The organism is Psychromonas algicola (assembly GCF_004378355.1).
Lineage (GTDB): Bacteria > Pseudomonadota > Gammaproteobacteria > Enterobacterales > Psychromonadaceae > Psychromonas.
In genome coordinates this window covers 128,464-144,531 of record NZ_SNUB01000008.1, presented here as the reverse complement: position 1 = coordinate 144,531, position 16,068 = coordinate 128,464, and the positions used below count along the sequence as shown (strand labels likewise).

Annotated in this window: 10 protein-coding genes and 1 pseudogene; all 11 read right to left on the bottom strand. The window is 37.4% G+C overall.

Annotated features, from left to right (window positions below):
* Positions 1–142, bottom strand: a pseudogene (locus tag E2R67_RS06260) (IS3 family transposase); the annotation flags it as partial.
* Between the two features lie 95 nt (positions 143–237).
* Positions 238–2,136, bottom strand: a complete 1,899-nt coding sequence (locus E2R67_RS06255; RefSeq protein WP_134290070.1) for a SurA N-terminal domain-containing protein — start codon at positions 2,134–2,136, stop codon at positions 238–240.
* A gap of 78 nt (positions 2,137–2,214) precedes the next feature.
* Positions 2,215–2,490 (bottom strand): HU family DNA-binding protein, encoded by a 276-nt coding sequence (locus E2R67_RS06250; RefSeq protein ID WP_134290069.1) that lies wholly within the window; start codon positions 2,488–2,490, stop codon positions 2,215–2,217.
* A gap of 152 nt (positions 2,491–2,642) precedes the next feature.
* Positions 2,643–5,000, bottom strand: a complete 2,358-nt coding sequence (gene lon, locus E2R67_RS06245; RefSeq protein ID WP_134290068.1) for an endopeptidase La — start codon at positions 4,998–5,000, stop codon at positions 2,643–2,645.
* Positions 5,001–5,152: 152 nt separating this feature from the next.
* Entirely contained in the window at positions 5,153–6,448 is a 1,296-nt protein-coding gene (gene clpX, locus E2R67_RS06240) for an ATP-dependent protease ATP-binding subunit ClpX (protein WP_134290067.1), read from the bottom strand.
* A 13-nt stretch (positions 6,449–6,461) separates the two neighbouring features.
* The gene (clpP, locus tag E2R67_RS06235) at positions 6,462–7,085 is read right to left on the bottom strand and encodes an ATP-dependent Clp endopeptidase proteolytic subunit ClpP (protein WP_134290066.1); all 624 of its coding nucleotides are present in this window, start codon (positions 7,083–7,085) and stop codon (positions 6,462–6,464) included.
* 271 nt (positions 7,086–7,356) lie between these two features.
* Positions 7,357–8,664, bottom strand: coding sequence for a trigger factor (gene tig / locus E2R67_RS06230; protein WP_134290065.1), 1,308 nt, complete (start codon positions 8,662–8,664; stop codon positions 7,357–7,359).
* 313 nt (positions 8,665–8,977) lie between these two features.
* Positions 8,978–9,577, bottom strand: a complete 600-nt coding sequence (locus tag E2R67_RS06225; protein WP_134290064.1) for a MarC family protein — start codon at positions 9,575–9,577, stop codon at positions 8,978–8,980.
* A 156-nt stretch (positions 9,578–9,733) separates the two neighbouring features.
* Positions 9,734–10,195, bottom strand: a complete 462-nt coding sequence (gene ybaK / locus E2R67_RS06220; RefSeq protein ID WP_134290063.1) for a Cys-tRNA(Pro) deacylase — start codon at positions 10,193–10,195, stop codon at positions 9,734–9,736.
* Positions 10,196–10,261: 66 nt separating this feature from the next.
* Positions 10,262–12,349 (bottom strand): exodeoxyribonuclease V subunit alpha, encoded by a 2,088-nt coding sequence (recD, locus tag E2R67_RS06215; protein ID WP_134290062.1) that lies wholly within the window; start codon positions 12,347–12,349, stop codon positions 10,262–10,264.
* Positions 12,343–16,068 carry an exodeoxyribonuclease V subunit beta gene (gene recB / locus E2R67_RS06210; RefSeq protein WP_134290061.1) on the bottom strand — a complete coding sequence of 1,242 codons (3,726 nt, stop codon included), beginning with the start codon at positions 16,066–16,068 and terminating at the stop codon, positions 12,343–12,345. The genes recD and recB overlap by 7 nt, the downstream gene beginning before the upstream one ends.

Here is a 16,068-nt window from a genome sequence, read left to right as displayed (position 1 = left end):
TGCGACCTTGGATACCGAAGTGCTTTTGCGCTTGCTTATATGTGAAGTCGCCTTTTTCTACTTGCTCAACTACAGCTAATTTAAAGCCTAGTGTGTAATCTCTTTGGGTACGTTTAATCCCAGTGGTTTGGTTCTTTTTCATAAATAAGTCCTAAATGCGTAAACTCATTTCAGGACAAGACAGATTTTGAAATAAAAAAAGCGGCTAAAAGCCGCTTTTTGTCTGCTTATAATTAATTATTGTGCAGAGGTATAAACTATATCCGCATTACTTAATAAGTAAGTCACTAACGCTTGGTATGACTCTTCAGAAGTACTACGTTCAAGTATTGTAGATAGCTGTGTTTTAGCAGATTCATCTACTTTACTCGCGTCCAATTCAATCACTTTAGACAATTCAATCACAGCGAAATCACCTTGTGCAGTTACAACATAATCTCTTACAACTTCATTATCTTCAGGTTTTGGTAATTGGAATAAACGCTGAACAACTTGACCATCATGGTCACGGCTATAACGCTCTAAAGTGACTGGCAATGTAAAAGCAATATTCTTCGCAGATAATTCACTTGCAACAGATTCACCAGCATTTAATTTAACCATTAACGATTCAACAAACGCTTGTGCTGCAACAGCGGCTTTTTGTTCTTCTAGCTGTTGTTGTATTTGCTCAGAAACTTCAGCTAATGGTTTTGTTGCCGCAGCTTTGTAATCTTTAACGTGAACAACAATTGATTGTAAATCACTTAACTCAATCATTTCCGAGTTTAAGCCTTCATTACGAAATGTTTCGTCAAATACCTGATTTAACACTAGACGATTGTCCAAGATACTTGGTGCATCATCGGCAGAAAAGAAATCAGTTGAAATCGCTTTAATACCAACTTCAGCAGAAGCTTCATCTAAGTTATCAGGTGATTCAAAAGCCACCTCACTTAAACGTTGATATAAGTCATCGTAAATTTCTTTAACTCTTTCATTTCTTAATGTAGCTTCGACTTCAGCTTTCACATTCGCTAATGGTGTTGTCGTTTGTTCTTCTACATCAAGTAACTTAATGATGTGAAAACCAAATGCAGATTCAACAACATCAGAAATAGGATTAGCAGTCGTCAGTAAGAAAGCACTTTCATCAAAAGCAGGATCCATTACCCCGCGTTCAATCCAATCTAATTCACCGTTATTTTCAGCAGAGAAAGCATCCTCAGATTTCGTTTTAGCTAATTGGGCAAAGTCTGCACCAGCATTTAATTCAGATAAAATATCTTGTGCTTTTTGCTTTGCTTCTGAGTTTGTTCCTTGAATCATGATATGCGCAACTTTACGACGCTCTACATTTTGGTAGTCACTTTCGTGCTGCTCATAATAATTTTGAATATCTTGATCATTAACGATCACTTGAGCACTTAACTTATCAGCATCTAATAAAATGTATTCAAGGCTAATTTGTTCAGGATCTTGGAATAACTGACTATTCTCAGTATAAAATGCGTTAATTTCTTCTTCGCTAACAGGTTCATCTTTTGCAAAATCATCGCTTTGAATGTTAAGAATACGTGCGACACGTTTTTGACCTTGTAAACGACTTGCTTGTTCAATTTCCAGTGGTAGAACAAATTCACTCCCCACTAAAGATTGTAATAATTGAATACGTACTAAGTCACGTTTAAAGTTAGCGCTGAACTGCGATGGCGATAAATTATTGTTACGTAATAAAGAAAGATATAAGTCATTATCAAATTTACCATCAACTTGGAATTCTGGCATATTACGAATGGCTTCTTTCACTTGCTCATCACCAACACGTAATCCCATCTTTTCAACCGTTTGAGCGATCAAACGTTCAGTAATTAATGTTTGTGTTGCTTGTGCACGTACTTGTTGTGCAAAGTTTGGGTTAGAAGCGATTAAATCAAATTGTTCGCCATATTGTTGTTGCAGATTTGCTCTTTCGTTTTGATAAGCCTGATCAACACTTTGTTGTGTGATCGCTTCACCGTTAACAGTCACGACAGCATTTTCTGATGTTGTTCCTAAATAGCCACTCACACCTGCCAAAGCAAAAGAAAGGATGATCACAACTAAAATACTTTTAGCAACGATACCTTGAGAGCCTTCGCGCATTCTTTCTAACATAATATTTACTCTTTAATGCTTAAAACAAAAAAGCGCATCATAGGACGCGCTTAATGCATGACGAAACGATAATAACGATTAAGCGTTAATAGCGTCTTTCAATGATTTACCCGCTTTAAATGCAGGTACTTTTGCAGCTGCAATTTGAATTGGTTGGTTAGTTTGTGGGTTACGACCTGTACGAGCAGCACGTTCTTTAACTGAGAAAGCACCAAAACCGATTAGAGATACGCTATCGCCTTCCACTAAAGCAGTAGTTACACTTTCGATAAATGCGTCTAGTGCACGACCAGCAGCAGCTTTAGAAATATCTGCACTTTCAGCGATGTTATCGATTAATTGACCTTTGTTCATTTATAAATCCCCTGTCTATAATAAATGGGTGCTATTTTAATTTTAATGGCACATAGTAAAATACTTCAGCTAGGCTACTTCGCTATTTAATTTCAATCAAGTAAATTTGAATAAAAATAACTAACTAGCCCATATTTTATGCGGTTTATCACCTATTTGTTGGTTTTTTCTACAGAAAATCCTTTAAGGCTATCCTGCAAAGCTATTTCTAAGACTTCATCAATCCAACGAACAGGTTTGATTTCAAGCTCATCTTTAATATTATCAGGAATTTCTTCAAGGTCACGTGTATTTTCAAATGGAATTAATACTGTTTTGATTCCACCACGACGTGCCGCTAATAATTTTTCCTTCAATCCACCAATTGGTAAGACCTCACCACGTAGAGTTATTTCACCCGTCATAGCGACATCTGCACGAACTGGAATACCTGTTAAGCTTGAAATAAGCACGGTACACATTGCCGCACCTGCACTAGGGCCATCTTTAGGCGTAGCGCCTTCAGGAACATGCACATGGATATCACGTTTCTCATGAAAGTCACTATTAATACGCCATTCTTCAGCTTTTGCACGAACAACCGTCATTGCAGCTTGAATAGACTCTTTCATAACATCGCCTAATGAACCTGTGTAGCTTAGTTTTCCTTTACCAGGTACAGAAGTCGCTTCGATAGTTAATAAATCACCACCAACCGAAGTCCATGCTAAGCCAGTCACTTGACCCACTTGGTTTTCTGAATCAGCTTTACCGAAGTCGTAACGACGAACACCTAAATAATCTTTTAAGTTATCAATAGTGACATCTATTTTCTTCAGCTTTTTATCTAATAAAATATCTTTAACGACTTTACGGCAGATCTTAGAGATTTCACGCTCTAAAGCACGTACGCCGGCTTCACGCGTGTAGTAACGCACGATACCAATGATCGCACTATCATCGATAGAAATTTCAGATTCTTTTAAACCATTACGTTTAATTTGTTTGCTTAAAAGATGTTGCTTAGCAATATTCAATTTTTCGTCTTCGGTATAACCCGATAAATGGATCACTTCCATACGGTCTAAAAGCGGGCCTGGAATATTCATTGAATTCGATGTTGCCACGAACATAACGTCAGACAGGTCATAATCAACTTCAAGGTAATGATCATTAAAGCTACTGTTTTGCTCTGGATCTAAAACCTCTAATAAAGCAGAAGCAGGATCGCCACGCATATCCGACGCCATTTTATCGATTTCATCTAATAAAAAGAGTGGGTTTTTAACGCCAACTTTTGTCATTTTTTGAATCAACTTACCCGGTAAAGAACCAATGTAAGTACGTCGATGACCACGAATTTCAGCTTCATCTCGAACGCCACCTAATGCCATACGAACATATTTACGCCCAGTAGAGCGAGCAATTGACTGCCCTAAAGAGGTTTTACCTACACCTGGAGGACCCACTAAACATAAGATAGGCCCTTTAAGTTTATTAATACGCGTTTGCACGGCGAGATACTCTAAAATACGTTCTTTAACTTTTTCTAGTCCGTAATGATCTTCATCTAACACTTCTTGTGCTTTAGCTAAATTCTTTTTAACTGGACTACGTTTTTTCCAAGGCACACCGATTAAACTTTCAATGTAAGTACGGATAACACTTGCTTCCGATGACATTGGTGACATCATTTTTAATTTTTTAAGTTCTGATAATGCTTTTTCTTTTGCTTCTTCAGACATGCCAGCAGCTTCAATCTTGTCAGCTAATTGCTCAAGGTCACTTTGGCCTTCATCACTATCACCTAATTCTTTTTGAATCGCTTTCATTTGTTCGTTTAAGTAATATTCGCGCTGACTACGTTCCATTTGCTTTTTAACACGAGTACGAATGCGCTTTTCAACTTTTAGAATATCTTCTTCGTTTTCCATCATACCCATTAGGTACTCAAAACGTTCTGTCACACTAATTAATTCTAATGCAGTTTGCTTGTCTTCTAAGTTCAAAGGCATATGTGCGGCAATGGTATCTGCAAGACGCTCAGGCTCATCAATACCGTTAACAGAAGATAATACTTCAGGTGGAATTTTCTTGTTCAGCTTTAAGTAAGATTCGAATTGAGTTAGCACGCTACGAATCAGTGCCTCTTCTTCCTCAGGCTCAACCCCTTCACTTTCCAATAGTTCAACTTCAGAGAAGAAATACTCTTCATGCTCAACATTACGCACGATATTGGCGCGTTGCACACCTTCAACAAGCACTTTCACTGTGCCATCAGGTAGTTTTAATAATTGAAGAATATTAGCAACCGTACCAACTGTATATAAATCTTCAATTTTAGGATCATCTAATGCTGCTTCAGTTTGAGCAACTAATAATATTTTTTTGCCTTGCTCCATCGCAGCTTCTAGACAGCTAATCGATTTCTTTCTGCCGACAAATAATGGAATGACCATGTGGGGATAAACAACAACATCACGGAGTGGTAACACAGGTAGCGTCAACAGCTGATCTGTTTCTAATTTCATATTGTCTCCAGAAAAGGACTTAAAATAAATGCTTGAATAAAATACTTTATAAACTGAGTTTAATACTGGGGACGTTATGATTTTTTTTCAAGCATATAAACAAAAAAAGAGAGCTTAACGCTCTCTTTTTTTATTATATTGTTATTAATTGATTATTTATCAGACGATGCGAGTTTATTTTCTTCATCTGAGTAAATTAATAACGGTGATGAATCACCATCAATAACATTTTCATCTACAACTACTTTAGTTACATTTTCAACTGAAGGTAAGTCGTACATTGTATCCAATAACACGGCTTCAACAATCGAACGTAAACCACGTGCGCCTGTTTTACGGCTCATTGCTTTTTTAGCCATCGCAGTTAATGCTTCTGGACGGAATTCAAGCTCAACATTCTCTAGTCCAAATAAAGCGGCATATTGTTTCGTAATTGCATTTTTAGGTGCAGTTAATATCTCAACTAATGCTTCTTCATCTAACTCAGTTAATGTAGCCACAACAGGTAAACGTCCAATAAACTCAGGAATTAAGCCGTATTTAGCTAAATCTTGAGGCTCTACTTTCTTGAAAGTATCGCTTAATGACGCCTTAGTATCTTTATTATGTACCGTTGCACCAAAACCGATACCTGCGCCAGTATTAATACGCTGTTCGATAATGCCATCTAAGCCAGAGAATGCACCGCCACAAATAAACAAGATCTTAGAAGTATCAACTTGAATGAACTCTTGGTTTGGATGCTTACGTCCGCCTTGTGGAGGAATCGATGCAACCGTACCTTCAATCAATTTCAATAACGCTTGTTGAACACCTTCACCTGACACATCACGTGTGATTGATGGGTTTTCAGATTTACGCGTGATCCTATCGATTTCATCAATGTAGATAATACCGCGCTGCGCTTTCTCAGGATCGTAATCACACTTCTGCAATAGCTTCTGAATAATGTTTTCAACATCTTCCCCCACATAACCCGCTTCAGTTAATGTAGTTGCATCAGCCATAGTGAAAGGCACATCTAATAATCGAGCCATGGTTTCAGCCAATAATGTTTTACCACTACCCGTTGGACCAATTAATAGAATATTAGATTTACTTAATTCAACCCCATCAGCTATATCACCATGTTTTAAACGCTTATAGTGATTATATACCGCAACAGAAAGTACTTTTTTAGCTAAATCTTGTCCGATAACATAATCATCTAATGATGCACGTATTTCATGTGGTGTTGGTAATTTTTTCTTGCTCTGATCCGTTTCAGCAACGCTATTAAGCTCAGCTATTTCTTCTTTAATAATATCGTCACAAAGGTCAACACACTCATTACAGATATATACCGAAGGTCCAGCAATCAGTTTTTTTACTTCATGCTGACTTTTACCACAGAACGAACAATACAATAGACTGCTGTTGCTATCATCATTGTTGTTTTTATCTGACATAGTTATTCCTTAATTATTTTCTTTGCGTTAAAACAGAATCAACGATTCCATAGTCAACGGCTTCTTGTGCACGCATAAAGTTATCGCGATCAGTATCTTGCGCAATCACTTCAATATCTTTACCTGTATGGAATGCTAATAATTCATTCATACGTTGTTTCGTTGCTAAAATTTCTTTGGCATGGATTTCAAAATCCGATGCTTGGCCTTGGAAACCACCTAAAGGTTGGTGGATCATCACTTTAGCATTAGGTAATACATGACGTTTACCTTCTGCACCACTTGCTAATAGGAATGCGCCCATACTCGCGGCCATACCCATACAAATTGTGCTTACATCAGGTTTAATAAATTGCATAGTATCGTAAATAGCCATACCTGCACTGATAGATCCACCTGGTGAATTAATGTAAATGTAGATATCTTTTTCAGTACTCTCTGATTCTAAGAACAATAGCTGAGCTGTGATCAAATTCGCCATATGGTCTTCAACAGGCCCAGTCAGGAAGATAACTCGCTCTTTTAATAATCGAGAATAAATATCATATGAGCGCTCGCCTTTTGCAGTTTGCTCTACAACCATTGGTACAAGTGCGTTACTGATTTGTTCTGTATTTCCAGCAAATGGGTTTATCATATTCCATCCTAATTATTTGTTTATACTAACTAATAACAGCGTTGCTTAATATTGCGCTGAAATAATGAATTAGTCCAAGGTAAAGTTGATGTATATGTTATTCCATCTGACTAAACTTTCAAGGAAGAAGTTGTCATTATAGCAATAAGATTGAATCACTATTGTGTTGATTAGTATTATTATTTGTTTTTATTAAAAATGAAAATGGCCCGAGTGATATCACCCGAGCCATTGAACGCCTAACTAGCCGAATTAATAGTTAAATAAACTATTAAGCAGCAGGTTTATTCATTACTTCATCAAATGATTTTTTCACAGCTTTAACTTTAGCTTGTGCAATAACAAAATCAACAGCTTGTTCTTCTAATGCAACATTTTCCATGTTTTGCATTAATTCTTTGTTGTTTTTGTAGTATTCAACAACTTCAGCTGGATTTTCGTAAGAAGAAGCAGCAGTTTCAATTAACTCAGTAACTTTAGCTGGATCAACTTTGATTTCGTTTGTTTTAATCACTTCGCCTAAAAGAAGGCCTACTTTAACGCGTTTCTCTGCTTGTTCAGTAAATAACTCAGCAGGTAATTCAGGTAGGTTTTTAGGATCCATTTGTTGGCCGTAACGTTCCATAGCTTGTTTACGTAATACGTTAACTTCGCCATCAACTAGTGCTTTAGGCACTTCAACTTCGTTAGTTTCAACTAATGCAGTTAATACGTTATCTTTTGCAGTATTTTTTAATACTTGGTCAAGTTCACGTTGCATGTTTTTCTTAACATCTGCTTTAAGTGTTTCTAAATCGCCAGTTTCAACACCGAATTTTTTAACAAACTCTTCAGTCATTTCTGGTAAGATTTGGTTTTCAACTTTAGTTAAGTTGATTGCAAACGTTGCCGTTTTACCTTTTAACTGTTCTGCATGGTAATCTTCAGGGAATGTTACTTCGATATCGAATTCTTCACCTGTTTTGTGGCCAATGATACCTTTCTCAAAACCAGGAATCATACGCTCACTACCTAGTACGATTTGGAAGCCTTCAGCTTTTCCGCCTTCAAATACTTCACCATCGATAGAACCTTCAAAATCAACCGTTACTTGGTCATCTTTTTTAGATTTACGTTTAACTTCTTTCCACTCTGCATGTTGCTTTTGTAGAGTTACTAGCATGTTATCTAAATCTTTATCTTCGATTTCAGCAGTTACTGTTTCTACTGATAATTTATCTAGACCTTTTAATGCTACTTCAGGGTAAACTTCAAACGTAGCAGTGAAAACAAAGTCTTCGCCTTTTTTACGTGCAAGTGGAGCAACAGCAGGAGCGCCTGCAGGGTTTAACTTTTCAGCAACGATTGCTTCATAAAAGTTACGTTGCATGATTTCGCCACCAACTTCTTGTTCAACAGCAGCACCAAAACGTTTAGCGATAACTGAAGCAGGTACTTTACCTGGGCGGAAACCATCAACACGTTGTGTTTTAGATAAGTGACGGATACGACCATCAAATTCTTTATCAAATGTTTCAGCAGCAACAGTAATTGTTAATACGCGCTCTAGGCCTTTTGTAGATTCAACAGAAACTTGCATTTTATTTCCTTTATCTCTTTTACATTAAAAATTGTGTTTACTAATGAAAGCAAGCATTTAAATAGGTTACTTTCATCACTAAGGTGTACTTGCTTAGACTAACCGCATTATAAAATGACACCTTAATTAAAAATCAGTTTGTAATTTCTATGGTGAAATTTAAGACGCGCCATTATAGACACTGTTTTAGTGATAGTCGATAGGTAGCGCTTAGGAAAAGTAATATGGTTGGGCAATTTTTGGCTGATCACGCATTATTTTTAACAAAAAAGTCAATAAAACCTTATTTATTGACTTTTTTTGTTAAATTTATTTAACTCGCCATAAAGCCATTTATGCCAGAAAAAACAATTTGAGCACCAATAGCAGAAACAAATAAACCTGTTATTTTAGGTAAAATCTCTAATCCTTCCTGACCTAATATGCGCTGGATCTTATTAGAAAATAAAAGTACTGCCATTAATGAAGCTACAGCGGCAATCAATGAACCACCAATCATTAAAAAATCAGGTACTGTTTTTAATTCCGCGCCGATAACCATTAAAATACCAATCATTCCAGGGCCAACGGTAATAGGGATCGATAAAGGGACAATGGCAAAATCACCGCCACGTTTAGCATTAGCATCGGGCACTTCACTATTACCTTTGATCATTTCTAAGGAACTCAAAAATAAGACAGTTCCAGACCCCACTTTGAATGCATCTAGCGTGATACCAAATAAGCTAAAGATGTATTGCCCAAAAACAAGAAAAATTAAGCTAGAAATAGTCACTGCAATACCTAACTTAAAAATAATTCGTCTCTTCTCTGCTTTGATCAAGTTCTTACTCATAATCAAAAAGACAGTCAATACAAAGAAAGGCGTCATCATAAAAAACAATTTTAAATAAAGGGTAATAAAGTGGTCCATTTTACATCTCTTAAATAATACCGACTCCTCCAATATAGTTGGAGGACAAATAGATCGCGATGCTAACACAGACTTATTTATAAACTATCTAATTATTTAAAGATCTAAATAAAATATTTGCAGTTTTTGCAAGTCATTACAAAATAATAGACCGGATTAAGTTAAAGCAACAAATTTAGCCGATAATAAACGCGCTAAATCATCAGCAGCTAGCTGAATTTCCAAGCCTCGCTTCCCTGCACTCACGTAAATAGTGTCATGGCATTGAGCAGTGCTATCAATTAGCGTTGTTAATAATTTTTTTTGTCCTAACGGGCTCACGCCACCTAAAACATAACCTGAAGATCGCAAAACATCATTCTTATCAGCCATTTGTGCTTTTTTAGCTTTTAATGCTGCAGCTACCGCTTTTAAATTAAGCTGTTCTGTCACAGGCAATACAGCCACGACGAGTTGTTTATCCGCTTCCACCACTAATGTTTTAAACACTTGTAATGGATCAACATTAAGTTTCTCAGCCGCTTCAAGCCCATAAGAAGCGGCTTTTTTATCGTGTTTATATTGATGAACGTTAAAATCAATCTTATTTTTTTCAGCAATGATAATCGCAGGTGTCATAACAGCCCTTCTTTTAATATTTTATTAAGTTCTTTTTATTTTTCGTTTTTTTACTTTTATCTTAGGTTACTGACTTATTGCTAATCGTTCTGTTAGCCTACTATTTCGACTCGCTCGACTTCTTATCGCACTGGCCACCAATGATAAATCAGCCATTAAGGTTAATTGCTTTTTCGCGCGCGTGATCCCAGTATAAATCAACTCTCTATTCACCACGGGTAAAGCATAGTTAGGCAAGGCTAATAAAGTATGGCTAAATTCAGAACCTTGGCTTTTATGAACAGTCATTGCAAAAACAGTTTGATGCGACGGTAAACGGCTCGGTTGATAATCTGCCACAGAGCCGTCGGGCATCACAAAATAAACGCGTAACTGCCCATCTTCACCTTCAAGGCACAAACCAATATCACCATTAAATAAATTAAGATGATAACTGTTTTCAGTGACCATTACAGGGCGACCAATATACCAAGTTTGCGTACTATCAAAGCGACGCGCTAATAAGCCCGCTTTTTGTAATATTTTTTCACAGCGATGATTTAATTGCTCAACGCCCCACTCTTGTTCGCGTGTTGCACAAAGAATTTTAAAGTCATTAAATTGCTTTAATAACTGTTTGGCAGCGTCTCTATTTCCATGTTCGATAATGCTTTTATTCGCTTCAGCTAATGCAGATAAATAAGGGCCATAACCATCAATGACTAATTTTTCAAAAACAGCATCACTTTGCGGATCATTAATGTGATAACTTAAATCATCATATTGTTCACACAAAGCCGATAATTGTTCCGCCTTCACGCCCCCTTTATTCACCATTGAAGCTAAATAACCAATGCCGGAGAACTGATCAAAGCGATAGCTTTTTCTCAACAAGCATAACTTATCTGACATTAACTGATTAACGTTATTATTAATGTTGGTAGATAAAGATTCAAAGCCGGTTAGTTCAGCTAACTGTTCTGCTTTTTCTTGGCTGTATCCAGCTTCAATAAATGAACAGATATCGCCTAATACCGCCCCCGCTTCTACTGAAGCCAACTGGTCTTTATCGCCCAACAGAATCAATCTTGCATGGTCTGGCAATGCGCTTAATAATTTAGCCATTAACGGTAAATCAACCATAGAGGCTTCATCCACCAGCAACAGATCCAACACTAATGGATTGTCTTGATTATGGCGGAAGTGAGCACTATTGTTACGCACGCCTAATAAACGGTGAATGGTACTGGCTTCGCTAGGAATAAGCTGAGCAACTGTTTTATCTAATGCTAAATCACCTAATGCGTTAGTAATGGATTCCGTTAAACGCGCGGCGGCTTTACCTGTTGGTGCCACCATTTTAATATTGAGATCCGGCTGAGCTTGTAATAACAAAGCCAGCAATTTAACCACGGTTGTGGTTTTACCCGTTCCAGGCCCACCAGAAATAACACAACGTGCAGACGTCAGCGCTAAAGCCGCACTTATTTTTTGCCAATCACAGCGATCTTTATTGGTAATCAAACTGTCAAGCGCGCTTAAATCATTTTCATTGTTAGCATGATTAAATACAGCTTCAACAACCATCCAATCGACTTCCGCGTTTTCAATCACATCTAAATACTTTACACATAAGCTTTGAATGATCGATAAGTCAGCGCTTTCAGCTTGATTATTTTCAAGCAGGTTTTGCCAAGCAAACCATAAATAAGCGTATTGCGGTTTAAACAACACTTCCAAATAGTCTCGACTGTTTTCAGACACTTCGATATCAACGGGCAGTAAAAGTTTATCCGCGATTAATTGCTCGAACTCAGCGTATCGTGCCATAAACAAAGCATTATGCTCTAAGCGTAACGGCGCTTTTTCACCGCAACATTTGCTGTCTATTAACAACGAATGCGTTTGTTGTGGATCATGAAAAATACAAGCGACCTGCAAACGTTCGCTTTCTGCTTGCGAATCTAATCCTAATTGACAGCAGTGCTGATGAAATAAATCACCGATTTTTTCAATGGGTAAACAAATATGCCCTTCACCTAATTGTTGGCTAGATAATGCCGATGCTAGCTGCATTAAATTATCAGCACCTAATTGCGCCATAAACTTTGCAAAGTGAAAATCAATAGGACGAATTTGCTGATTCATTTGCCATTGTTTTAATAGATCTAACATACTAAATCTCCTAGCAATTGCTCTGCATTTAATTCACCCGTTAATAATTTATCTAACTTATCAATCAGTTCAAATTTAGGTTTAGTGAAATAAACACCCGCGCCCGTTTCCCCTTGCATGCCGCGTAGGAAGGTATAAAACACACCGCCGATATGTTGCTCATAATCGTAATCAGCTAAACGTGATCTTAGTAAACGATGCAAAGCTAAGGTGTATAGCTGATATTGAAAGTCATAACGATGATCGACTATCGCATCGGCCATGGCTTGCTCGCTATAATCACTTAAGCTATCACCCAAATAGTTAGATTTATAATCCATAATGAAATACTGACCTTCGAATTCAAAGGTTAAATCGATAAAGCCTTTGAGCATGCCTTGCACTTGGTTGAACTGCAGCGAGCCTGCTCGTGCAGATAATGGATCATAAAAACTAATCAAACGATTAATCGGCTCGGCTTCAATGGGCTGCATAGGAATAAAGAACTGCATCTCGACTTTCTTTTGCTGTTCGCTTAACTGTGACAATGATAAAGCAGGGAAATCAACTTCAGCTAAAGGATGCGCTAATATCGCCATCACCCAATCACTAACGATAGGCGCCCACTGTTCAGGATCATCGTAGTTATTTAATGTTAAACGCTCTGTTAACCATGGAATTAATTGCTCTGGCGTACAGCCTTGAAAATCAATTTCTTCAAATAATTCATGTAAAAACGTACCGTGCTTTGCACCACGCGGAAAACTAAATACGGTTTTCTCTGCAACAGCATTAATTAACACAGGTAAAGCTTGTTCAACACTCTCTGTATTAACCGAACTTTCGTCAGCTATTTTTTTCGTTTGTTTATCTTCTTGCGTCGGCGCGCTATGAAAACGTGATAACGCCGAATAACTGGTTACCCACCAGTTCCTTTCAATCTTTCCAGTAAACTGTTTCGGTGCAATTAATTGGTCAGGCGAAGTCGTGATCGCCGCATAATCTTGCTCATTACTTTGTGGTTCACTGCGAATGCCAATATGCTCAGATTCAGCACACACACTCTGTAATAATTGATCTAAGTTTTGATCATCCCCTGCTTGCAATACGTCATCACTTTTCACACATAAATAACCTAAGGCACTTTTAATTAAAGGTGATGCTTTAGAACGTCCTTTTTTATAAGGTCCAATGCCAAGATAACAGCGATAAACACTGCGCGTTAAACCAACATATAAAAGACGAATATCTTCCGCTAACAACTCTTTCACTGCACTTTCTTTATGTGCTTCATCGCCATCTAAATCAAACACTAATCGCTGTTGCTCATCATGGAATAAACATTCTTTAGGTTCACGATATAATCCACTGAATGGAATAAAGACAATATCGTATTCCAAGCCTTTAGATTTATGCAAGGTGCTCACTTGCACCAATTCTTTTTCACTTTCTAAACGTTGCTTCTGTTCACCTTGCTCATTTTTAGCATTGGTAATTTGTTCGCTAAACCAACGTAACAAAGCAAAAGCACCTTCATAAACCATGCTATTTTTTTGCAATAATTCAGAAAGATGTAACAAGTCAGTTAATAGTCGCTCACCTTGGCGTTCACCATTATTCTGCGACAGTAAATGCGCGCTAATGCCTTGTTCATAAAAGCACTGCTGTAACATGACTAAAATTCCGCTTTCTTCCCACACCGTTTTATAACGTGCAAAGTCTGCGATTTTAGCTTCCCAACTTAAAGTATCAGAAAAGGTAGTATGGATTTGCTGTGGTGTGAGTGAGAATAACTTACAAGCAATCGTCGAACGCAAATAACGTTCATTGCTTGGATGCAAACAGGCAGTCAAAATACGTAATAGATCCTGCGCTAAAGTACTCGCAAATACACTTTCTTTAAGTGATAAATAAACGCTATTAATGTTTTCTTCCAATAACGCTCTACGTACAATATTGGCTTCATTACCTGTTCTTACTAGCACTGAAATATTGTTCGCTAAAATAGGTGATTGATTGCCTTCACTATCTTCTAAATAAGCGTCACCTTTTTGCGCTAATAACAATAAGGTTTTAATTTCATTCACTGTCGCTTGTGCGCTCGCATGACGAAAAGCATCACTACTTAAACCGCCATTAATATGCAAAAATTGTAACGCTTTTTGTTCGCTATCATCGGGGTTATTCACCACCAGCTTTTTGCGTTTGATGCTAGGCGCTTTAACAGGATGAAAGGGAATATCTTTTTCATAAATAAACGCAGCGTCTTTATGTTTAAAGAAACCATTCACTGCATCAATCATGTCTGGGCTAGAACGATAATTAAAATCTAGACTGTAATGTGCCGTCACCGCATTTCGCGCTGTCATATAAGTAAAGATATCCGCGCCACGGAAACTATAAATAGCTTGTTTAGGGTCGCCAATCATAAATAAACCTGACGCATTAAAAGCAGGATCGTCGCTGTCAACTTGATCATAAATCGTATCAAATATTCGATATTGAACCGGATCCGTATCTTGAAACTCATCAATCAAGGCAATGGGATATTGTTGCTTAATTTGATTGCCTAAATACCCTTCTGCTGAATTTTGCAACGCGCCATCTAAACGCGTTAACAAATCATCAAACCCTAACAACATATGTTGTTGCTTGGTCTTTTGTAAATTGTCTTTAATCCACGCAGTCGCTTTAATTAACAATGTATTTTTAAGCGAGATATCTTCTTTTAGTAATGAATCAATTAACGTAAAGGTTGTATGTGTTGGTGCTTCACCTTTTTTGGTTTTAGTGTGTAATTCTTCCTGTGAAAATTTCACTAAGTTTTTAGGTAAAGTCAGATCTAAACTATTCGACGCAGCCCACGCGCTTACTTGATCAAACCAATTTGGTAGATTCTTTTTACTGTAACTGCGTTTATCAACGCCGGAATGGGTAATGATATCTTGGTAATCCGCCATATCAGCGACCCAAGCTCGTTTTACTTTATTGATCGCCGCTAAGCCTGACTCGTATTTAGCTTCAAAATCAAAATCAGTAATCGCAGGAATAAAGGTTAAATCATTGCGAGACAACCACTGTTGTAATTCATTTTTTAATGCTTCAGGATTTGCCCAATAACTATAAATAATTGAAGTCAGTGGCGTTGATAATTGATAGAAATGCGCACGCCAAAAATCATTACAGGCTTGGCTTAAAATAGAGGAGTCATCTTCTAATAAAGTTTGTTGAAATAAGCTACCAGATTCAAAGGCATTTTGTTGCAACATGCGCTGACAAAAACCATGAATAGTAAAAATAGACGCTTCATCCATTTGTAATTCCGCAAAGCGTAATAAACGAATATCATGCGCTAGGTTTTTACTATCCTCAATTAATTGTTGGTAAAATGGGTCTTTACTTGAACCTGTACCCTTTTCTCCCGCAATAAAGGCTAAACGAGTTTCTCGAATACGTTCACGAATACGCCCTCTTAACTCAGCGGTCGCCGCTTCGGTAAAAGTTACTACTAATATTTTATCAACGGTTAATGGTGTTTGATGCGCGGTTTGCGCTTCTTTTCCGTGTCCTAAAAGCAGCCGAATAAACAAACTGGCAATAGTATAAGTTTTTCCTGTTCCCGCTGACGCTTCAATTAAACGTCGCCCAAACAAAGGAAAGGTTAACGCATCTAAAGGCTGAACAGAAATATCAATAGCTGTATTGGAAGGTGTTAATTCAGTTTTATTAAGATCATTCAT